At 42.0% G+C, this 23,286-nt stretch carries 17 protein-coding genes; all 17 read left to right on the forward strand.

Translation table 11 applies throughout. The features are described 5' to 3' along the window. Position 1 precedes the first annotated feature (1 nt). Positions 2 to 877 carry an N-acetylneuraminate synthase family protein gene (locus LX69_RS12090; RefSeq protein ID WP_111446315.1) on the forward strand — a complete coding sequence of 292 codons (876 nt, stop codon included), beginning with the start codon at positions 2 to 4 and terminating at the stop codon, positions 875 to 877. Continuing rightward, entirely contained in the window at positions 868 to 2,028 is a 1,161-nt protein-coding gene (locus LX69_RS12095; protein WP_111446316.1) for an acylneuraminate cytidylyltransferase, read from the forward strand. The genes LX69_RS12090 and LX69_RS12095 overlap by 10 nt, the downstream gene beginning before the upstream one ends. 62 nt (positions 2,029 to 2,090) lie before the next feature. Next, on the forward strand, positions 2,091 to 3,527 hold the full coding sequence (locus tag LX69_RS12100; protein ID WP_111446317.1) for a glycosyltransferase family protein: 1,437 nt from the start codon (positions 2,091 to 2,093) through the stop codon (positions 3,525 to 3,527). Further along, positions 3,511 to 4,737 (forward strand): glycosyltransferase family 4 protein, encoded by a 1,227-nt coding sequence (locus LX69_RS12105; RefSeq protein WP_221621350.1) that lies wholly within the window; start codon positions 3,511 to 3,513, stop codon positions 4,735 to 4,737. The genes LX69_RS12100 and LX69_RS12105 overlap by 17 nt, the downstream gene beginning before the upstream one ends. Positions 4,738 to 4,801: 64 nt before the next feature. Further along, positions 4,802 to 5,935: a glycosyltransferase gene (locus LX69_RS12110; RefSeq protein ID WP_111446318.1), complete on the forward strand. Its 1,134-nt coding sequence runs from the start codon at positions 4,802 to 4,804 to the stop codon at positions 5,933 to 5,935. A 31-nt stretch (positions 5,936 to 5,966) separates the two neighbouring features. Further along, positions 5,967 to 7,061, forward strand: coding sequence for a glycosyltransferase (locus tag LX69_RS12115; RefSeq protein WP_111446319.1), 1,095 nt, complete (start codon positions 5,967 to 5,969; stop codon positions 7,059 to 7,061). A gap of 61 nt (positions 7,062 to 7,122) precedes the next feature. After that, positions 7,123 to 8,187, forward strand: coding sequence for a glycosyltransferase (locus LX69_RS12120; RefSeq protein WP_170124365.1), 1,065 nt, complete (start codon positions 7,123 to 7,125; stop codon positions 8,185 to 8,187). Between the two features lie 33 nt (positions 8,188 to 8,220). After that, positions 8,221 to 9,618: an O-antigen ligase family protein gene (locus tag LX69_RS12125; protein ID WP_170124366.1), complete on the forward strand. Its 1,398-nt coding sequence runs from the start codon at positions 8,221 to 8,223 to the stop codon at positions 9,616 to 9,618. Further along, positions 9,615 to 10,913 (forward strand): phenylacetate--CoA ligase family protein, encoded by a 1,299-nt coding sequence (locus tag LX69_RS12130; protein ID WP_111446322.1) that lies wholly within the window; start codon positions 9,615 to 9,617, stop codon positions 10,911 to 10,913. Before LX69_RS12125 ends, LX69_RS12130 begins: the two co-directional genes overlap by 4 nt. Positions 10,914 to 11,326: 413 nt before the next feature. Beyond that, the gene (locus tag LX69_RS12135) at positions 11,327 to 12,355 is read left to right on the forward strand and encodes a glycosyltransferase family 2 protein (protein ID WP_170124367.1); all 1,029 of its coding nucleotides are present in this window, start codon (positions 11,327 to 11,329) and stop codon (positions 12,353 to 12,355) included. 11 nt (positions 12,356 to 12,366) lie between these two features. After that, complete coding sequence (locus LX69_RS12140) at positions 12,367 to 12,963, forward strand: sugar transferase (RefSeq protein ID WP_221621351.1); 597 nt, start codon at positions 12,367 to 12,369, stop codon at positions 12,961 to 12,963. Between the two features lie 37 nt (positions 12,964 to 13,000). Next, positions 13,001 to 14,167: a DegT/DnrJ/EryC1/StrS family aminotransferase gene (locus LX69_RS12145; RefSeq protein ID WP_111446324.1), complete on the forward strand. Its 1,167-nt coding sequence runs from the start codon at positions 13,001 to 13,003 to the stop codon at positions 14,165 to 14,167. A gap of 123 nt (positions 14,168 to 14,290) precedes the next feature. Further along, complete coding sequence (locus LX69_RS12150) at positions 14,291 to 16,195, forward strand: polysaccharide biosynthesis protein (RefSeq protein ID WP_111446325.1); 1,905 nt, start codon at positions 14,291 to 14,293, stop codon at positions 16,193 to 16,195. A 68-nt stretch (positions 16,196 to 16,263) separates the two neighbouring features. Then, a complete protein-coding gene (locus LX69_RS12155) occupies positions 16,264 to 17,052 on the forward strand; it encodes a polysaccharide biosynthesis/export family protein (RefSeq protein WP_111446326.1) in 789 nt (262 codons plus the stop codon). 65 nt (positions 17,053 to 17,117) lie between these two features. Then, complete coding sequence (locus LX69_RS12160; RefSeq protein WP_170124368.1) at positions 17,118 to 19,448, forward strand: GumC family protein; 2,331 nt, start codon at positions 17,118 to 17,120, stop codon at positions 19,446 to 19,448. Positions 19,449 to 19,574: 126 nt separating this feature from the next. Continuing rightward, on the forward strand, positions 19,575 to 21,626 hold the full coding sequence (locus tag LX69_RS12165; protein ID WP_111446328.1) for a ComEC/Rec2 family competence protein: 2,052 nt from the start codon (positions 19,575 to 19,577) through the stop codon (positions 21,624 to 21,626). A gap of 318 nt (positions 21,627 to 21,944) precedes the next feature. Further along, positions 21,945 to 23,285: a Trk system potassium transporter TrkA gene (gene trkA, locus LX69_RS12170; RefSeq protein ID WP_111446329.1), complete on the forward strand. Its 1,341-nt coding sequence runs from the start codon at positions 21,945 to 21,947 to the stop codon at positions 23,283 to 23,285. Position 23,286: the final 1 nt, after the last annotated feature.

The following is a 23,286-nucleotide window of genomic DNA, read 5'->3' on the forward strand; positions in this document are numbered from 1 at the left end:
TATGAAAACACCGAAAATTATTGCCGAAATTGGTTGTAATCATAAGGGGGATATGAACATTGCCCGAGAGATGATTATCACGGCTGCAATGTTTTGTAAGGTGGATGTTGTGAAATTTCAAAAACGGAATAACCGGGAGTTGTTGTCAGAGGAAGAGTATAACACTCCGCATCCCAATCCTATTAATGCTTATGGGAAAACCTATGGAGAACATCGAGAATACTTGGAGTTTGATATATATCAGCATCAACAATTGAAAGCATGGTGTGAGGAGCAAGGGCTGGTTTATTCAACGTCGGTATGGGACGTTACCTCGGCAAAAGAAATCACGTCCTTGAACCCGCGGCTGATAAAAATTCCATCGGCATGTAATTTAAATAAGGGCATCTTGAATTATTTGTGCGAAAATTATCCGGGTGAAATTCATCTTTCTTTAGGAATGACTACGCATCAGGAAGAGGAACAGATTGTGACTTTTTTTGAAGATCGTGAACGTGCCAAGGATTTGGTGTTGTATAGTTGCACCTCTGGTTATCCAGTCCCCTTTGAAGATATTTGCTTGCTTGAAATATCTCGATTGCGACAACGTTTCGAGGGACGTGTAATGTCTATCGGTTTTTCAGGACATCATCTGGGAATTGCGGTAGATGTTGCTGCCATTACTTTGGGTGCTGAATGGGTCGAGCGTCACTATACACTCGATCGAACCTGGCGAGGAACCGATCATGCTGCTTCATTGGAGCCTGATGGGCTGCGGCGTTTGGCTCGGGACTGTCGGGCTGTTAGTCGTGCGTTGACCCATAAGTCGGTAGAAGTTTTAGATATCGAAACAGTGCAACGCAATAAGTTGAAAAAAAATCAGATTAAATGGCAGTAATTGGTTTTGTCCCGGTAAGAGGGGGAAGTCAGTCTATCCCCTTGAAAAACATCCGGATGTTTTGTGGTTATCCATTGGTTTATTGGGTTGTTCGAGCATTGAGCGATGCCACGAGCATTGATCGGGTGGTGGTGGCAACTGATTCTGATGATATTGAGAAAGTCATCAATGAATTGTCGCTGCCCAAGACGACTGTGTACAGGCGCCTGTCTTCGAATGCAACAGACGTGGCATCAACAGAGAGTGTGATGCTTGAGTACATCGAATATGCCCAACTCAGTTTGACTGATGTGTTTGTGTTGGCTCAGGCAACTTCTCCTTTTACGACTGCCGACAGCATTGATGGTGCCTTGCAGCTCTATGAAGCAGGGCGATATGATTCCTTGCTCTCTTGTGTTCGTCAAAAGCGTTTTTTTTGGAATGATAATGGAACGCCGATGAATTATGATCATTGTCATCGACCAAGACGTCAGGATTTCAATGGGCTTTGGATGGAAAACGGGGCATTTTATGTTAACAAGGTGGCGGGCATTATGAAGGAGCGGAATCGTTTGTCCGGAATCATTGGTATTTATGAAATGCCTTCGCATACTGCTGTCGAAATTGATGATCCTGATGATTGGTTGGTGGCCGAATTGTTATTTCGTCAGCATAATCGTTCGTGCTGTGATAAAGGGAGAATTAAACTTTTTCTTTCGGATGTGGATGGCGTGTTGACAGATGCCGGAATGTATTATACTGAAAATGGAGATGAATTGAAGAAGTTTAATACCCGTGATGGTATGGGATTTAGTCTCTTACAGCAGGCTGGCGTTAAAACGGGGGTTATTACGACTGAAAATACCGCAATTGTTGACCGTAGGGCAAAAAAGTTGCGTTTGAATTATGTGATTCAGGGTAAAAGAGATGGCGGAAAGCTTGCTTCGGCATTGGATATTTGTCGTGAAGAAGGAATATCGATACATGAGGTTGCCTATATTGGTGATGATATTAATTGTTTGGATTTATTGAGTCAGGTTGGTTTGGCTGCTTGCCCTTCCGATGCTGTTGACCAGGTGAAGAGAATTCCCGGTATTCACATCTTGTCTAAAAAAGGTGGTGAAGGAGTGGTGCGTGAATTGGCTGATTATGTTTTGAGTGAATGTCGTTGATGTCTTGAAATTACTCAGTGTGTTGGTGCTATGGTTATTGATTGTTTGAATCTTGTTAGCTTATGAAAGTCTGCTTTTTGGTGCCTGATGGAACCGGGTTGCGTAATTATTTGTATAGCCGGGTGATGGATAATTTTTCGCCCAACGATGATGTAATCGTATGGACGCCTTTGGCCGCTGAGGTGGTTGAGGGAGTGGGGAATTTGCATGGTCGTTCTATCCATTATGTGAAAATGGAGCTTTTTCGTGAGCCTTGGTACTGTAAGTTGTTGAAAGAAGCCATCACTTATGCTCGTTTAAGGCACAATACGCGTATCGACGCAAATTCGACAACGATGTTGAACTGGACCAGGAAAAAATACAAGGGAGGGGCTTGGTTGTTCTATAAAATCGCTGCGCTAATTGGCATTTTGTGTCTGAATCGGTATGCGTCAATTTTTTTATTTGAGAGGTGGTATGACAAACTGGTGGGGCGTACTCGTTTTGTATTAAGTCAGCAGCAAGAACTGAAGAAAATGAATGTGGATGTGATATTTTGTACGCATCAACGATCTGCCGATGCCGCTGCCATCGTAAAGGCGTCAAGCCTGTTAGGGATTCCCTCTATTGGAGCCATTTACTCATGGGATAATTTACCCAAAGCAAGGTTGCTTGTAAAAAGTGATAAATATGTGGTTTGGTCAGAGTACATGCGGCGAGAGATGAATCGCTATTATCCTGAAATACCAGATCGAAACATCGTTGTCACCGGAACTCCCCAATTTGAGTTTTATGCCGAACGGGAGATGTACTATAGTCGGGATGCTTTTTGTAAACGTTTGGGGTTGAATCCTGAGAATAAAATTCTCTGTTTTTCGGGTAATGATTTGACGTTCCCATGTGATGATTTGTATTTGTCTGATTTGGCCGAATCATTGATGATGATTCCGGAATCCCGACGGCCTCAAATTTTGTTGCGTCGTTGTCCTGTAGACCTTTCTGGTCGATTTGATAAAGTGATTGACAAATATCCGGATTTGATAAAAGTATCAGAACCGCATTGGAAAAAGTATCCGGGGGGATGGGATGCCATTGTGCCAACTCCCGATGATGTGGCATTGCTTGTGAACGTTTGTTTGCATGCTGATGCGGTTATTAACGTGGGTTCCACCATGGCACACGATTTTGCCGTGTTTGATAAGCCAGCCATATATATCAATTATGACCAACCCGATGTGGCAGGATGGTCGGCTGTGATCAATAATCAATATCAGCAGTTTAGGAGTATGCCTGATCGGGAATGTGTCATTTGGCTCGATCGAAAAGAGGATATTGTGGCAGCTGTGCAACAAGCCTTGGAGCACCCAACAGAAGTTGCCATCAGTCGGCAAAAATGGTTGGAAACCATTGTGAAACACCCGTTAAGTGGTGCGTCTGAAAATATTGCTCGTTTGTGTCAGCACGATGCGCGGCTGAGGACGCAAAAGTCCTTTCGAGAGATGCATGTTTCTGTTAACTAATGATGACGATCGAATGCATATCTGTTTTCTTTCCCATGAATACCCATTGTGGGCAACCGGTGGTATTGGAACGTTTATTCAAACATTGGGGCGTGCGCTTGTTAGGCATGGTCATCGAGTAACTGTAGTGGGGATTGGTCGTTCTTTGGTTCGACAGGATTTTAATGATCAGGGTGTGAGTGTTGTACGTTTGCCTATGTCAAGAATAAGGTATGCGCAAGTCATACCGAATGTCATTCGTATACGCAAATTTTTGACTTCCTTATATAGAGAGCTGCCTATAGATATTTTGGAATCATCAGAAGCAGGATTGGCTTTTATGTCTTATCAAACCCCCTATCACAAAGTGATTCGGCTTCATGGCGGGCATCATTTTTTTGCCGAAGCAGAGCAACGAAATATTCACTGGTGGAAAGGATGGCAGGAGAAAGTATCGTTTAAAAAATCGGATGCTTTTATTGCGGTTTCGGAGTTTGTTAAAAGTCATACTTGTAAGTATTTATCATATAGGCAAAAGCCCATTACAGTGATTCCATTGCCTTTGGATTCGACCTTGTTTCGTCCCATGCCGAATGTTGAGGTGGTCGCACATAGTTTGGTTTTTGCAGGAACGGTTTGTGAAAAAAAAGGAGTAAGGCAGTTATTAATGGCATTGGATAAAGTACGTAAACGATTTCCTGATGTTCATTTAGATATTTATGGGAGGGATTGGTTTGATAAAGAGGGGAAATCGTATGTTGACAGACTCAAGAAGGAGATTTCTTCATCAGTGTTGTCCCATGTGACTTTTCATGGTGCCATTATGCGTCATCAACTCCCTTTAATTTTTGCTTCAGCTGAGTTGTGTGTTTTTCCATCTCATATGGAAACTTTAGGGTTGGTGGCGCCAGAAGCAATGCTAACAGGTCGCCCGGTACTCTTTTCTGAAACAGGGCCAGGTCCCGAAACTATCATACATGGAATGACCGGGTTGTTGTGTTTCCCTTTGGATGTAAGTGATATCGCAAATAAAATTATCGACGCATTTGAGCATCCGGGGCATTTGACTCAGATTGCTGAGCAGGGAATGATTTTTGCTCGCGAAAAATTTGATTTGGAGCGAATTACGATACGAAATATCGAGTTTTATGAGTTGTTGCGAGCTGGGGGTCGACAAAGGGGTAGCTACATCTTGGAGAAGAAAAGGACATGTGATTGGGTGGTAATTTAATAGTCAGGTGTTAGAATTGGTGTCCAATTGAGGATTTTTAAGAAACGGTCTGAATTAATAGCTTATGAAACGTTTTTTGGTGGTTAGTTATGCGATTCATAAACAAAAGGATGGGCGAGTTTATAGCTATGCGCCATATGTCCGGGAGATGAATATTTGGCTTAAGCATGCAGACCTGGTTCGGGTGGTCGCACCTTTTTTGCAAGATGCTCCGGATCCTTTGGATATGGCTTATGTGCATCCTCAATTTGAGTTTGTGGGTGTTAAACCAATTGACTTGACTAGTTTAAAAACGACTATCTGTTCTGTGTGGTTTTTGCCAAAGATTATCTGGGTATTATTATGTCAGATGTATTGGGCTGATCATATCCACTTGCGTTGTCCTGGTAATATGGGACTAATTGGGTTGATGGTTCAGGTTTTTTTTCCAAAAAAAAATAAAACGGTTAAATATGCCAATAATTGGGATCCTCGTTCAAGACAGCCATTGTCCTATCGTATTCAAAAAAAAATGCTGCGAAATTCATGGTTGACACGTCGCTGTAAGGTGTTGGTGTATGGTGATTGGCGTGAAAAAAGCAGAAATATCATCCCTTTTTATACTGCTTCCTATACCGAAGCAGATGGTTATGATGTACCCATAAGGAGTGCTAGTCGGGATGACGTTTTGCAGTTGTTATTTGTGGGTACTTTAACCTCGAATAAACGCCCTCATACTGCAATTCAGACGGTTGTGGCGTTGAATGCCATCGGGATTCGTTCGCATCTGACGTTGATTGGCGATGGGGCACAAAAGTCCTCGCTTCGCAGTATGTGTGATGAATTAGGTGTTAATAAGCAAGTTGCTTTTACTGGTAAGCTGTCGCCTGCAGAGGTGGTGGGGTATTTTAAAGCATCACATTTTCTTGTGTTTATGTCCTGGTCTGAGGGATGGCCCAAAGTGGTGGCGGAGTCCATGTGGTGGGGGTGTGTGCCTGTTTCTACTGATGTGTCTTGTGTTCGATCGATGTTGGGTGATGGACAACGAGGAATTATTACAGATCCGGATGCTGTGAAAATTGCAGAATCAATTAATGTGCTGGTGAGTCAGTCGCAAGCCTATCAACAAATGGCTCTGCAGGGCATGGAATGGTCGCGTCAATATCATTTAGGGCGTTTTGAGCGGGATGTCTCTGATATATTGTTGAAGAAAGGATGAATTTGTCGTTTAATTTCAGAAAGAGCAAGTAATGTCGTTACGCGTATTAACATTGATCGATACTTTGGTGGCAGCCGGGGCCGAACGCATGGCTGTTAATATTGCCAATGCAACAGCAGAAAAGGGGGTTGAGAGTCACTTGTGTGCAACGCATCAAGGAGGGCCATTGGCTCAGTTTTTTAATTATCCCCAACGTTTTTTTGTTGCCAATAAGGCCGGATGGTGGGATGTTTTTGCTTTTTTAAAGATCCTTTTTTACGTTTATCGACATCGGATAGTGGTGATTCATGCCCATTCCAGTTCTGTTTATTGGGCCTGTTTGTTAAGGTTGGGGATGCCGTGGTTACGAATTATCTGGCACGATCATTTTGGGTTTAGTGAGTATCTTGAACGAAGAACGGCTTGGGCTTTAAAGATGTGTCGTCCTTTGGTGTCGCATGTGTTTGTGGTCAATCGTCAGTTGTGGCGTTATGCAGTTCGCGAATTGAAATACTCAGAGAAAAAGGTTACGTTGTTGCTTAATTTTCCGGAATTAAAGCATGGTTCATTGGAGGAGGCATTGCCTGGAATGAATCATTCTCCTCGTTTTGTCTGTCTGGCCAATATCCGGCCTCAAAAGGATCATCATACGTTATTGGATGCTTTTGAACGAGTCTTAAAGGTGTATCCTCAAGCTCAGTTGTATTTTGTGGGAGGGGATTATGGCGATGAGTATATGGCGGGAGTTCAGGCACATATTAAAAGAATTGACAGTGAAAATATACATGTTCATCTTTTAGGTTCAAGAAATGATGTTTCGGCTATCCTGGATAGTTGCCATGCGGGTGTTTTATCTTCAATCTCGGAGGGGTTGCCAGTGGCTTTGCTCGAATATGGGTTGTCTGGTTTGCCTGTTGTGTGTACGAGGGTGGGTGAATGTCCAGAGGTTTTACAAGAGGGGCGATTGGGCTGGTTGGTTGAGGCTCGGGATTCTGTCGGTTTGGCTGAAATGATGGTGACGGTGGTTTCAGAAGATGCATCGGTGTTCGAGAGAGCCATTAAATATCATGAGGAGGTGAAAAAGAAATATTCAAAAGAAAGTGCCGTTGCAACGATCTTGAAAGCTTATGGCGTTTCTTGCTGTTAATTTGTTGTAGATATTGTAACGATTGGAGTTGAACTTGTTTGTTTTGTTAAGAGATTAAATGATGAAGAAGGGAAAGACTTCCTTAATTGGGCCTTTTTCTCCGCCATATAATGGGGATGGCGTGAAGAACGATTTTTTGAAAGCCGGTTTCGGAGAGATGTTATCACAACCGTTTGAATGTGTCGATACCATTTACCGAGGGCAGGGAAGGATGCGTTTTGTGGCGCATTTGGTTGCTGTTTTGTGGCGATCAAATCAGATCATTTTGTCCTTAAATAAATGGGGGCGGATGGTGATTATTCCTTTATGCTGTTTGATGTCGGTGTTACGAAAAAAAAAGGTCGTTTTGTTTGTGATTGGAGGAAGTTACGATTTGCAATTGAAGGGTTTAAATCTGTTGGCTCGGTCTGTATATGTATTGTTGCTAAATGGATTGAATGGTGTGCTGGGTGAGTCGTATCGCTTAGTCGATGGATTGCGAAAAATTGGGGTTCGACATGCATCGGTCATCTATAACCCTCGAATTGATAGCGGGCATCGCTGGTCATTGACTGAAGACTCGCGTAATAAGATTGTGTTTGTATCGAGAGTAACTCCTTCGAAAGGCATTTTTGAGTTGATGGATGCTATTGCTTTATTGTGTGGATTAAGGAAACGCGACTATCAATTGCATATTTTTGGGCCCATCGATCCTGAATGTGAACGTGAGTTTTTTAAACGTGTTGAGTTGCATCCGACGTGGTATTTATATAGAGGGGTAGTTCAGCCTCAGCAGGTTCAGGAGGTAATCTCTCGGTTTCATTTATTGGCCTTGCCCACTTTTCATTATGGAGAGGGATTACCCGGTGTATTGGTTGAAGCCGGATTTGCAGGTATGCCCATGGTGATGACGCGTTTTAATTCGTTGGATGAATATTTTAAGGAAAACGAAAGTGCCGGATTTGTTGAGTGTCACGATGTTGATGCGCTTGCCGGCAAGCTGGATGATGTTTTACTCTCGGATAGTTTGGCAACTCATATTGGAAAAGGGGCGCAAGAGGTCACTGCGCCTTTTCATTTACAACGAGTCATGAATGATGTTCGAATTTTTTTGTTGTCAAAAGGATGGGTGTTTGATGCGTTTTGATTGAATCAGTTGTATTGGTTTATATTCATGTTTATGCGGGATTTAATGAATCATGGGGGGCGGTACTGGGCTTATATTGGTTTTCATGCTTTGATGGGGGTGCTGTTAAAAGTAGCTCCATCTATGGTTGGAATCTATTTTTTGCTATTTATTGTTTTTGCTGTTTTTAATGTATTTATGACAGCCGATCGAGATGACCGAGCCGCGGCATACGCCTTGTACGTCATCGGGTTTGAAATTTTATATCGCATGTCCGGGTTTATAGTATTTTATGAACTTGGGAAATATGGGGCGATTATGATTTTGTTGATGGGAACCATTATGGGGAAACGTTCTTTTAGAGCGCCGGTTTTTATTTTGTTGTTATTGTTATTGATTCCTGCAATTTTTTTAACCCACAGTTCCGATTCAGAGCGAATTCGGGAGATGGTTTTGTTTAATCTTTCTGGTCCTTTGACATTGGTTTTTTCCGGTTTTTATTTTTATAATAAGCCGATGACTAAAGCTGCAATTTTAGGTATTCTTCGTTTTGCTTTTTTACCTGCTTTTGCAATGATTATTGGTTTGTCTCTACGAGCAGGGTTGGATACATTGCATTTCACCAGTGTGCAATCGAATCCTGAAGCTTCAGGTGGCTTTGCCGCAAATCAGGTGTCCACTATTTTAGGTTGGTTTATTTTAATTCCTGTTTTTTTCGCGCTTCAAGGTGTTAAGCTTACCCCATGGCGAGTGTTGGATTATGTGATGATTGTGTTTTTGTTTTTAAGAGGATTGCTCACTTTTAGTCGAGGTGGGATTCTGAGTATGCTGGCAGCGTTGTCGCTGGGTTTTATTTATTTATATTTTAGAAGTTATGATTTTCGGTTACAAATACGAAGAATTGGGTCTTATGTGTTGCTTGGCGTTGGGTTGTTGGTGATAACGGCTTTTTGGGCTAATTCTCTGACAAATAACTATTTATTGTTTCGCTATCAAGGAAAAAGTACTTCTGAAGTTTTGACCGGGATTGAACGCCAGGATAAAAGTTATTTGAGTGGGCGAGAATACATCATGTTAGGTGACTTGAAGGCTTTTATACAATATCCGATTTTGGGAACAGGATATGGTATGGCAATGGAATTTCATAAACGAGAATTTGGTCATGCCGCTGCCGCTCATACTGAGTATAGTCGCTTGTTGGCTGAGCAAGGAGTATTGGGGCTGCTGTTTATTTTGTTGGCCTACGTTTATTTGCCGATTTATTTTTTTCGACAAAGGCGCTTTACAATGCAGCGTACTTTCTTTTTGGTTTTCTTTTTGGTCAGTTTTTTTACCATGTTTCATGCTGCCATGCGCTTGGCAATGCCTGGTATTGTAATGGGCTTTTCGTTCTTTTTGATGGTTCCCACATCAAGGTCTTTTGTACAACCTAAAAATGACAAACAGAGATGATCGATTTCTTTACATTGCTGAGGTTTCAGGGATATCCGGTGAAACGGGCATTTGATGTTTGGGAGGAAATTAGTGCGGTGGATGATCTTTTTGAATGGCAATTAATGCGTCGGGATGAATTGGTGATGCACTTGTTTGAGCAAAATGCGAGTTATCGAAATCTAGCTCAAGGATACAACGGGCAGTGGGATAAATTGCCTGTGTTGACTAAAGAGATTATTAAGCAGAGCCAATTGACAGAAGCCATGTCTCATGGGAAGCGTCATAAAATATTCTATGGTAGTACTTCAGGTTCAAGCGGTCGTCCCTTTGTTTTTGAAAAAGACGGTCTCACCCATTGTTTAACCTGGCTTTTAGTAAAGGATCGTTATGCTCGAATGGGGGTGGGTTTGAATGATTGTCAAGCACGTTTTTATGGCGCTCCGCTTTCGTTGATGGGGCGTTGGTATGAGAGAACGAAGGATTATGTGGGACACCGTTTCCGTTTTCCTGTTTTGGATTTATCTGATGCGGCATTGCGTAAGTGGTTGGACATCTTTAAAGGTCATCAATTTAAATATATATATGGCTATTCTTATCCTTTGATTGTGTTTGCGCGTTTTCTGCATCAGCAAGGAATCGTGCTTGCTGATATTTCTCCTTCTCTCAATGCTTGTATTCTAACCGCCGAAATGTGCAGTCCTGATGAAAGAGTTTTAATAGAGAGAGCCTTGGGAGTTTCTGTTGCCAATGAGTATGGTACTTCTGAGTTGGGGATTGTCGGTTTTTCGTCGGATTATGAATGGATGTTGAGTGACGAATTGCTATATACAGAGGTTGTTGATGATGATGGTGTGGTTTTACAGAATGGGGAACTTGGGAATATTGTATGTACGTCTCTTTTTAACCGCGGTACTCCGTTTATTCGTTATCAGACAGGGGATTTTGGCGCGATTGTTCAAAAAAATGGCAGGCGTTATCTAACCGGATTAATGGGGCGTCGGGAAGATTTAGCGGTTTTGCCTTCCGGTCGTTTGGCACCTGGTGATACCGTTTTTTATTATGTGTTTAAGGATTTTGCGACCCGATTTGACGTTATTCAAGAATATAAAGTGATTCAAAAGCGCAAGGACTTGTTTGAAATTCAGTATGTTGGGGGGCGGGATTTGAACGGTCGAGAACTGAGAGCATTGGAGCAATTCTGTAGTGTTTCATTGGAGCGTGGATTAACGTTGGTTCCTGTTCGTATGCAAGTATTGGATCGAACCCGAATGGGTAAGTTTCGCCGTTTTATATCTGAAGTTAAGTTTGTTTAGTCCTTAGCGGGTATTGGTGAGTGTTTTGTTGATTGACTGCGATCAAAGACATGTATTGGATGTTGGTAGAATATTGGTGCTGTTATGTTAGTTTGTGGTTTTTATTAATCAATCTGTGCAGCTATTTATAACGTTAATCCTCATCTAGATTGTAAATGATGCGGGTGGATATGAGTTTTTTATTTGTTAGCAATGTTATGCGATTTGATAATGTTATAAGTGTCACTTCGTGATTATTTGGTTTTATGAGTTTAGTCTGATAATTAATTGCATGCACAAATGTTTACATTGTTAATTCGGTGAGTTGTGTGGGATTATTGTGTGAATGTGCTTTTAGAAAATGTGTTGATGCATGATTTATCGTAGTCATAGTCATGTGTCTTGATATTCATGCTTTGTTTGATTATTTGAAAATGAATCCATTTGTTTCAATAATTATTCCTGTTCGAAATGAGTCTGCGCACATGCGAGAGACGTTAGATGCTGTGTTGGCGCAAGATTACCCAAGCCATTTGATGGAGGTGATTGTAGCAGATGGACTTTCGTCTGATGGTACTGGGTTGATATTGAGGGGTTATTCGCTTCATGATTCTCGAATAAAGGTGATTGAAAATCCTCAACAAACGGTGTCTTATGGGTTGAATGCTGCCATTCGGATTGCACACGGGGATGTAATTATTCGAATGGATTCGCATTCGGTGTATCCACCGCATTATGTATCTACCTTGGTGAAGGCGATGGAGACTTATCAATGCGATAATGTGGGGTGTTTAATTGAAACGGTTCCAGCCTCACAACAGCCTGCTTGTCGTGCTATTGCTACGGCATTGTCTCATCCTTTTGGAGTTGGAAATTCATGGTTTCGAATTGGAGCTGAGCAAGTAAGAGAAGTGGATACAGTCCCGTTTGGTTGCTTCAGGCGGGAGGTTTTTCGTCAAATTGGTTTGTTTGATGTGGAATTAGTTAGAAATCAGGATGATGAATTTAATGCACGCATGCGTCTGCATGGAATGAAAATTCTTTTAATTCCGTCAATGAAAGTTCAATATGTAGCCCGGAATTCATTTCATAAGTTATTTGAGATGTATTTTCAATATGGCTTGTTTAAGCCGCTTGTTAGCATGAAGTTACGGCGTGTGGCTTCGTTGAGGCAGTTGATGCCTCTGGGGCTGGTTTTGTCTGTGATTCTTTTAATCGTGTTGTCTTTGGTTTGGCCTTTTTTGTTATGGGGGGTATTGGGCGGAGTTAGTTTTTATTTGATTGTGAGTGTGTTGGTTTCTTTTGTTGCATTGAGAAGTCAAAAACGGTTGAATGAAATTCTTTATTTAGTCTGGTCTTTTTTGATTTTGCATGGGGGGTACGGCTTGGGGTATTTAAAGGGAATTGTATTGCTGCCTTTTCGCGCCGTGTTACAACGAACTGCTAAACATGTCAATCATTAAAATGAATTGCCGTGATTCTGAAACGTTTGTTTGATTTGTTGATGAGCACCTTCCTTCTCCTGTTTCTGAGTCCTTTTTTCCTGTTAATTGGAATATTGGTTTGGATGGATGATGGGTTTCCTGTTTTTTTTGTTCAAAAAAGAGTGGGACGATTTCGAATGCTTTTTAATCTTTATAAATTCAGGACGATGCATGTGCGGGAAGGAGCCGGGGATGGCTCTTTTGATGCTGGTAGCTCGCATCGAGTGACGAAAGTTGGACGTTGGTTACGTAAGAGTAAATTGGATGAACTGCCCCAATTGTTTAATGTTTGGCTGGGAGACATGTCATTTGTTGGTCCACGTCCGGAGGTCGAAAAATGGGTCTTAGTCTATCCTGCAATGTGGGATAGCGTTTTGACGATTATGCCAGGGATTACCGATAATGCTTCTATTTTGTTTCGTAACGAAGAACAGATGTTGGCCGAGGCTGATGACCCCGAGCGATTATATGCAGATGTGGTATTGCCGCAAAAACTTCGTCTCTATCAGCAATATGTTGATGATCATAGTTTTATTGTTGATATAGGTATATTGTTTCGAACGGTTTGGAGGGTGTTGTGTTCTTAGCATTGGATGATTAATGTGGTAACCTTAATTTAATTATATGATAAAAATTCCATTTTCAAAAGTTACCTGTGACGGTAATGAATTAAATTATGTGACTGATGTTTTAAAAAGTGGTTGGTTGACAACTGCGTCAAAAGCGTTGGCTCTGGAACAGCGTTTTGTTGATTATACCGGTGCAAAATATGCTTGCGCCATGAATAGTTGTACCGCTGCGTTGCATTTGGGACTTGAAGCCATGGGTGTCCGCGAAGGTGATAAAGTGTTTGTGCCTGCGATGACATTTACTGCAACGGCTGAGGTTGTACGGTATCTCAATGCTGATCCTGTTTTCTTGGATGTTGAATATGGTACCAATTTGATTACGCCTGCGATTTTACAGGATGCGATTAAGCGATATCCTGAAGTGAGATATCTCATTGTGGTACATTTTGGGGGACATCCGGCAGAAATGGTCAATGCTTCGCAGACGGGAATTGCTGATATTTGTAAGGAGCATGGGATAAGGGTTTTAGAGGATGCTGCTCATGCTTTTCCTGCTTCCATTAATGGACATCGAATAGGGGGAATTGGTGACGTGACTTGTTTTAGTTTTTATGCTAACAAAACTATTACGACCGGTGAAGGAGGGATGCTCACGACTAATGATGAAGAGATTTTTAGACGTGTCAAAATCATGAGATTGCATGGGATAAATCGCGATGTTTGGGATCGTTTTACCTCTGATAAACCGTCATGGGAATATGATGTGGTGGCTCCGGGCTTTAAATATAATATGCCCGATTTGAACGCGGCTATCGGGCTCGCTCAAATGGAACGAGCTGAGATGTTTCGTGCTGATCGACAGCGAATCGCGGAGTATTATTATAAGGAGTTGGCTGATTTGCCTTGTTTGGAGTTGCCCGGTTGTAAAGTCCCTCACGAGGATCACGCATGGCATCTATTTCCTGTTGTTCTCAATCGGTTGTCTCCATTGAGTCGCAATCGCGTGGTGGAAATGCTATCTGAGAGGGGAATCGGGACTTCTGTGCACTATAAACCGATTTATAGGATGTCCTATTATCGCGACTTAATAGGGGCAGATGAGCGTTTGTTTCCCAATTGTGAAAAAACGTGGCAGGGGACTTTTTCGTTGCCCATTTATCCACTCCTTAGTGTTGATGAATTAGATTATATCGTCAATTCAATTTGGGAGATTTTGGTTTAGGATTCGCATTTTGAAACAGGGTAATTGAACCATCAAATCGTGGTGTTGGTCACATTTCATCGTTCAATGATTGTTTTATCCTGACATTTATGATGATGAAATTGAATATTTAAACTTGACGCTATGAAGTCGTTGTTGATGCATCTTTTCAATGGTCGAATCATGTCTCCGTGGTGGATACTGGCCATTGATTTGTTGTTGACTGCCAACGCTTTTTTACTGGCCTATACGCTGCGGTTGAACGTTGCCCTTGCTGATTATTCGGTATGGCAAATGATGAGGGCAGGGGGATGGATTATTGTGGTTTATTTGTTTGCATTCCTTCTGGTTGGTTCCTTTCGTGGGGTGATTCGCTTGACCAATTATATTGAATTGAAGCGCTTGTTGTTGGCTTCAATTTTAGCTTTGAGTGTTTTGATGGGAATGGAGGCCGCCACGCTCTTGTTTGATTTCGAATGGGTAGATGTTTCCCGGTTGGTGTTGTTGATGCATTTTTTTCTTACGATTACCTTTTGTTTTGGTTTTCGGATGTTAGTGCGGGAGACTTATGCTTTTTTAACCCATAAACGAGGATCGGTGCGCACTCTTATCTATGGTACCGGAGATTTGGGAATTATTACCTTAGAAGCTATCACTGGTGATAGCGCTAATCAATATCATGTTGTCGGATTTGTCGATGACGATCCTTCCCGATGGAATGTTACTTTTCAGTCACTCCCGGTGTATAGTTGGGAACGTGCAATTGAGCTTAATCGAATAAAGCATGTTGAGGTTATTATTCTGACCCAACCCAATTTATCTGTTCAGCGAAAGCAGGAGATTTCTGAAACCTGTATGAAATTGGACTGGAAGTTAAAGGTGATGCCAACGGTTGGAAATTGGGTAAATGGAATTTCAAATCGCAATCAAATCAGGGACATTCGAATAGAAGACCTCTTGGGGCGTGACGAAATTCATCTCAATCAACGGCGTATTACTGCCGGATTGGAGGGAAAAACCATTTTGGTGACAGGCGCCGCTGGTTCTATTGGGTCTGAAATCGTCAGGCAATTGTTGCGTTTTCCCGTGCGTAATGTCCTGCTGTTGGATGTGGCTGAGTCCGGGTTGTATAATCTTCAGCAAGAGCTTTTATTGAGTTATTCGGATGCCCCTTTTGAGATTGTGATCGCAGATGTGACCAATTTGCCTCGGTTGAGGAGTGTTTTTGAGAGATATCGGCCTCAACTGGTGTTTAATGCGGCTGCTTATAAACACGTTCCGTTAATGGAATCATTTCCTTACGAGGCCATTCGAGTGAATATTGGAGGAGCTAAAAATTTGGCGGATTTATCGGTTGAGTTTAAGGTTGAAAAGTTTGTGATGATTTCAACGGATAAAGCGGTGAATCCGACCAATGTGATGGGGGCTTCCAAGCGAATTTGCGAAATGTATATTCAGGCTCTCTCGCAGCGACATGATATGATGACGACGCGTTTTATTACCACGCGTTTTGGTAATGTATTGGGATCAAATGGTTCGGTGGTGCCGTTGTTTAAACGTCAGATTGATCAAGGAGGGCCGTTGACTGTTACGCACCCTGAGATTACCAGATATTTTATGACGATACCGGAGGCGTGTCAATTGGTGTTAGAGGCCGGATTTATGGGGAAGGGGGGAGAGATTTTTGTTTTCGATATGGGTGAGCCCGTGAAGATTGATGATTTGGCAAAGTCGATGATTCGTTTGGCTGGCTTAAAGATAGGTGAGGATATTTCAATAAAATATACAGGACTCCGTCCCGGAGAAAAATTATATGAAGAGTTGTTGGCATCAAAAGAAACAACTCTGCCGACTCATCATCAAAAAATAATGATTGGCAAAGTACGGCCGCAAGAATATAGTCAAACCAATAAGTCGGTAGCGGCGTTGTTGGCTGCTATACAATATGAATCCGGTGAACTGTTGGTGGCTCGGATGAAGGGGTTGGTGCCGGAGTATGTTCCGCTAAATAGTCAATATTCCACTTTGGATTCTGTTACAAATAATTGATGGTTAGGATTGACCACTGATGATCGTGTCAGCCATTTTAGTCAGTAGAAATAAAAAAAATAAAAAATATGAAGGTGCAGAAAGTGATAGGAGTCATCGTATTGGTGTCGTTGATGCTGGTGGGATGCGTGCCGCTTAGGCAATCGATTTATTTGCAAGGCAATATTTCCAAAGAATTATCGCGCATTAATGGATCGTTCAATACTGATAAGACCGATTATCTTGTTCGTCCCAATGATGTGTTGTATATCACGGTGAATAGTTTAGATGATCGAACGTCTGCTTTTTTGAATAGTAGCTCCGGGTATACTCAATTGCCTGAAACCCCGATGTCTACCAGTTTGCTTGGTTACCGGGTGAATTTGGATGGCTCCATCGATTATCCGTTTATCGGTAAAATTTACGTAGCAGGTTTAACGTTACCTGAGATCCGCGACAAAGTGGGCTTAGCGGTGAATAAGTACTTAGAACAAAGTAGTGTGATTGTGAAGCTGTTAAATGATAATATTACTGTGGTTGGGGAAGTCAATTCACCGGGGCGTTTTTTGTTGGCTGGTGAGGAACTCAATTTGGTTGAAGCATTGAGCTTGGCCGGGGATGTGAATGATTTTGCCAATCGAAAGCGTGTTCGGTTGATACGTAAAGAAGGGGATGTTCAACAAATGATTGTTATAAATATGTTGGATGAAAAGGTGATGTTTTCGCCCTATTTTTATATGAAGCCAGGGGATATTTTATATGTTGAACCGCGACGGTTAAAATCTTGGTCGCTTTCGTCAATTTCGTTAGGCTTTGGATTGACGGTGGTCAATTCGGTTATAATGATTTTTACATTGGTAACGGTATTACAGGACTAGTTTTCATGCGATTACTTATCGTGTGTGTCGTTGAAGGGGAATGTTGGATTGTTAAAATTTTATTTATGAGTGAGTTAGGAGACTTTATCCCGCAAAAGGAGTTTAATCTCAAAAAAACGGTTATGCAGACACTAAAGTATTGGTATTATATTCCAATTGTGTTTGTGGTAGCCTTGTTGGTGTCGCTTTATGTTCTTAAAACCACCACGCCGGCTTATCGTATTAATTGTAAAGTGTTGATTTCCGGGAGTAATGATGGAAAGGTTGGATCAATCAGCGGGGCGTCTGATTTGCCAGGGATTATTTTAGGAACTGGTCAAAGTAGTATCGAAAACCAATTGATTATCTTAACCTCCAATAAGCAAATTGAAAAAACGCTCCGGCAACTTGATTTTGGGGTGTCGTATTATCGGAAGGACTTTGGGAAGGTGTTAGAAATATATAAAAATAGTCCGTTTAAGGTGATTGTCGATACCACTGTTTTGAAACGGAATGACATCATCTTTGAAGTGAAGTTTTTGTCAAAGGATGAATTCACATTGCGGCTAGTGGATGATGATGCTACTAAGCCTGTGAAATATCGCTTTTTTGAGAAAATCAATGAGCCGGGATATTCGTTTTCGATTGTTCCAGTAGAGGAGAATTTGCATGGATCTCAATATGATAAAAATACCTATTTGTTTAAATTCAATAGTTTGCGGCGTCTGGTGGGAGAGTATAAAGGGAAATTGCAAATGACCCGTGTGATGAATGGATCCTCCATCGTTGAGTTGTCTGTGGTTGAAGGAAATGTTCAGAAAGGGGTGGATTTCTTAAATCGATTGTCTGTTAATGCCGTTAATTATTCGTTAGAACGAAAAAATCTAATTGCGACCAATACCATTCAATTTATTGAGAAAGAATTGATGGGAGTTAGCGATTCGTTGGTCGCTGCTGAAAAAGTGCTTGAGAATTTTAGGTCTCGTAATGAGGTGATGGATGTCTCGATGCAGGGGCAGATGATTATTAAGCAGTCTCAGGATTTAGAAAATCAGCGAGCCTCAGTGGCGGTGCGATTAGATTATTACAATTATTTAATTGATTATATCACGAATAATCGTGATGTTCAGGAGATGATGTTTCCTTCTGCCATGGGGGTGGATGATCCTATGTTGACCCAGTTGATTAACGAACTGAGTAGTCGCAATGCCGAGAAAGCCGGTTTACAATTCAATTCAAAAGTTGCCAATCCCCGGATTTCTCAAATTGATCATCGGATTCAGCAACTGAAAACCTCTATCCTTGAGAATACGAAGAGTGTGATCGCTACTACCAATTTGACCTTGCGTGATTTGGATAAACGGTTGATGGATTTGAGTTATCAAATTCGAAAACTTCCTAAAACCGAGCAGTTGTTGGTGAATATTGAGCGTAAGTTTCAATTGAGTAATGAAATGTACACTTTCTTGTTGCAACGGCGTTCTGAAGCTCAATTGGCCAAGGCGGCTAATTTGCCTGATCATGAAATTATAGAAGAGGCGGCCGGAGTTGGGAAAGTGGCACCGGATGTGAATCGCATCATGATTATTATGTTTTTGGTGGGATTGTTGTTGCCGGCCGTCGTGATTTTTCTAATGGTTTATTTTAATGGGAAGGTACAAGATAAGGAAGATGTGGAGTTGATTACTCGTTACCCTATTTTAGGGCAAATTCCTTATTCAAAAAAATCTACAGATATTCAGCATGTTTTATCCAATCCTCGTTCATCGTTGGCTGAAGCTTTTAGGAGCGTGCGAACTTCGTTGGGGTTTTTCCATATTTCAAAAACGAATCAAACCTTTTTGATTACGTCTATTATTCCCGGGGAAGGGAAAAGTTTTTGTGCATTAAATTTAGCTGCCAGTTATGCGCAAATGGGCAAGCGAACCGTGTTAATAGGTTTTGATCTTCGCAAGCCGGCTTTGGAATTGCTGCTTAAAGATATTGTATCTGAAAGGGGGATTACTGATTTCTATTTGTCGGACGAATCAACGGATCCGGATGTGGTGAGCTCCGGTATTCCGAATTTGGATATTTTGTTTTCCGGGCCTGTTCCCCCCAATCCGGCTGAGCTGATTGCAGGGGGCAAAACCGCCGAATTGTTTGATTATCTGAAGTCCAATTATGAGATTGTGGTGGTTGATTCACCTCCGGTTGGACTAGTTTCTGATGCTCATTTGTTAGCGGCTTATAGTGATTTAAATATTCTGGTGGTTCGTCATGATTTTACTCCTAAGGCGGCTCTGAAGCAATTGTTGTCGGATGAGAAGGTTGTAAAGAGTGATCGGATGAGTGTGATGGTAAATGCATTGCCTTGTAAAAATGGAGGATATGCCTATATGTATGGCTATGGTGAGGGGTATTATTCGTCTAATTAGAGAATTTGAACGTGTGGTGATGTAAGGATTCTTAAATTGTATAAATTTTCGCAATCTCTGTCGGGGTATTTGTGTTGACATTGTTATAGAAAGGAACTATTTTTTACAGACGAAAATCTGTAAGAAATGGTTCTTTTTTTTAAGCGGCATCCGGCTGTTTGGGTGTTATTGTTTTTTGTTTTGGGTTTATGGATTCGGAGTTATTGGTCTGAAGAATCAGTTAATTGGCTGGTGGTAGGAGTGGTGACTCTCTCTCTTTTTGTCGTGTTGTGCATTGTGTTTGGTATGCGACGAATTTATCAATGTTATTCATTTCGATGGTTGTTTGGCGTTATTTCAGGGATATTATTGGTTTTACTTGGATATTGTGTGTCTGCGTTGCGTGAGACATGTTGTTTGACGGTGCCTTTTGATGGTTCGTTTATTGGGGTGGTTGATGAGGTGCAGGGGAAGCATTCCTCCACATTGCGTCTTTCGGTGGTGTTGGAACAAATTGGAGAACGGGTAATTAATGACCATCAAGTGCCAGTTCGGGTGATGTGTTATGTGGCGCGACGTGATTCGTTCGTGGCACCTCAAGTTGGAAGTGTGATTTTGGGGGCGGGGAGGTTTCAGCCGTTAAGCCGGGTTGCTGTCCCTTATCAATTTGATTACGGCAAATATTTGTTTCATCAGGGGTATTCAATGACTTGTCGTGTGAGGCAAATCGAAAAAGTTAATGCGCCCGAGTATATTGGTATCTCGGGTTTTGGTAATTTATTGCGCAACCGATTTGTTGGGGTGTTTGAACAAGCTTTACCCAATGATTCATTGTCTTCGGTGGTGAAAGCATTGGTTTTAGGTGATCGAACCTCTCTTGATCCTTCGCTCAGAGATGATTATGTGAGGGCTGGAGCCATTCATGTGCTGGCTGTTTCCGGATTGCATGTGGGCATTATTTATCTTTTTTTGATGCTTGCGTTGTCGCTGTTGGGCAATAACTATCAATGGGTGCGTTTGTTATTGGGGTTAGTTGTGCTGTGGGGGTACGCATGGTTAACACGTTTTTCGCCATCAGTGAGTCGAGCTACCATCATGTTTTCGGTGTTGTTGTTTGGGCAGATCTTAGGGCAAAAGGCATCCCTGTTTAATTCGTTGGCATTGTCGGCTTTTTTGATTTTGTTGGTTTGGCCTTCGAGTTTTTATATGCCGGGATTTTGGTTGAGTCATCTGGCTGTGGCCGGAATCGGTATTTTTTATCTTCCTATCAATAATTTCCTGTCATTTCGGTTCATCGGGTGGAGATGGTTGTGGTCAATGGTTTCGGTTTCATTAGCGGCGCAAGTGGGGACATTCCCCTTGATGTTATGGATGTTTCATGGGTTTCCGGTTTATTTTGTGTTGTCTAATGTGTTGATATTGCCAGTGGTGCCGATTGTTCTTGGAGGGGCATTGGTGCTTTTAGTTTTACCGGTTGGTGGTTTTATGTCGTTGGTTGTTAGTGGGCTGGTAAGTGGTGGCGTTGAGTTTATGAATGGTTCGACCCAATGGGTGTCGGGGTTACCCGGAGCGTATCTTGAGGGCTTGTCATTGACGCATTTTGAGTTGGTGGCGACATTGGGAGGATGTTTGCTGCTGGGGATTTTCTTGTCAGAAGCCAGGCTTAGGCTTTTGATCAGTGCTTTGGTAATGTTTGTTTTTGTGTTGGTTTCAGTAGGCGTCAGGCGCATCGTGGCATCACGTCAATTGGAGGTTCATTTTTATACTCAGGGCACAAAAAAGATGATGAATGTCATTGATGGTTATCACAATTTTGTGTTAACTGATGGGCGCTGCAGTATTGCCGATGCTGCTTATGTTTTTCAGGGGTTGTGGGCGATGAAAATGGTGGAGGCACCGATGATGCTTGATGTTGACGATTTGGTTAACAGCCATGGACTGTTGCGTTTGCCGATGCGTGATAAAGAGGTTTTTGTCTTGCGAAAAACGTGGCGGCAAAAGCTTACTGGTGATGGCGTAGTGATTTGGAGTAATCAATCAGTCGAAGAGAAGAGAACGCAGTTGGAGCTTTGTGTGGTTGAGCGGGGTGTTGTGTTTGATAAGTTTGATGTGTCGATGGTAAATAAGCACGACGCAGAGTTTGCGCATGAAACATGGGCGTCTCTTCAGCGTCAAAAATATGTTTGTTGGGTGTATTAAGTTTTTGTTTGTCAGGTTGTTTGGGTGCGGAGAAAAAAGTTGGCCTTTTTTTGAAGCATCAATGAATAATTCATTTAATTTGTCCATCCCTTAATTGGGGTAGTTTTGTCTTTTTAAGTTCTTGGTTTTTAGTCTTTTTTTAGGTGAAATGAGCTGTGTACAAGTCCTTTGTTTTATTGATTTTACTGACTCAGGGCTTGATGTTTGGAAAGGTTCACATGATTAAAACTGATGAACTGTTTGAGGGGTTTTTGATAATCTGTTAGAGGCAGAACAAAACGGATTAGACAGATGAATTGAATCTATAATAAGTTTGTAATGAGGATTTTAATTGCCGGAGCCGGAGCGGTCGGAACACATTTGGCGAAGATGCTTTGTAATGCCAATCACGATGTGATATTGATGGATGAAGATGGGGAGAAGCTAAAAGCTCTGGATTCGCATTTCGATTTAATGACCATTGAGGGTAATTTAACCTCTTTGGAAGATTTGAAGGAGGCCAATGTTAAGCAGTGTGATTTATTTATTGCTGTGCCACCTTATCAGGATATGAGTATTTTGTCGGCTATTTTGGCCACCAAGTTGGGTGCAAAAACGACTGTTGCCCGGGTCAACAATCATGAATACCTACTGCCCGAGAACAAGGAGTTTTTTAAACAGTTGGGAATTGATGAACTCATTTACCCCGAGCAGTTGGCTGCCGATGAGATTATTATGTCACTGAAGCAGGTGGGGATTCGGCAGATGTACGAATTTTCTGACGGCAAACTCTTGTTGGTGGGTTTAAAAGTTCGAGACAATGCGCCCCTGATGAATAAAACATTAGCTGAAGCCGCAGGAATGCATAGTACGCGTGAGTATAACACCGTGGCTATCAATCGTGAAGGAACTACGATTATCCCTCGTGGCGAGGTGCGTTTCACGCATAATGATTTGGTTTATTTTATTACGACCCGATCCGGTTTGTCACAAGTATTGGCTGATGCAGGAAAAAAGCAGTTCGATATCAAAAACGTGATGATTCTGGGGGGAAGTCGCATTGGGAAAAAGGTGGCCAAATCCATTGAGGAGATTTATAATGTTAAGTTAATTGAGATTGATAAAGAAAAAAGCGCCCGCTTGGCCGATTTTCTGGAGCATACCTTGGTAATCAGTGGTGATGGGCGCAATTTGGAATTGCTGAAAGATGAAGGGATTCAGAAGATGGACGCCTTTATTGCGGTAACTGCTAATGCTGAAGTGAATATTTTAGCATGTCAGATGGCCAAAAAAATGGGGGTGCGCAAAACGGTGGCTGAAGTTGAAAATACCGATTACATTGCCTTGGCCGACAATATTGGGATTGGAACCATTGTCAATAAAAAGCTAATCGCAGCCAGTCACATTTATCGACACACGCTTAAGGCTCACGTGTCGAGGGTTAAATGTTTGACTTTTGTTCAGGCCGAAGTGATGGAGCTGATTGCTCAACCTGGGTCGAAAATTACCCGGGAGCCTTTGCGAGAGTTGAATATCCCTAACGATGTAACAATTGGGGGGATTATTCGTGGCGATATGGCCATCATTCCAACCGGTGATACGGTGATTATGGCCGACGATCGGGTGGTGGTCATTGCATTGAGTTCGGCCATTGCTAAGATTGAAAAGATGTTTAACTGAT

It is taken from the genome of Breznakibacter xylanolyticus, assembly GCF_003254275.1.
GTDB classification, from domain to species: domain Bacteria; phylum Bacteroidota; class Bacteroidia; order Bacteroidales; family Marinilabiliaceae; genus Breznakibacter; species Breznakibacter xylanolyticus.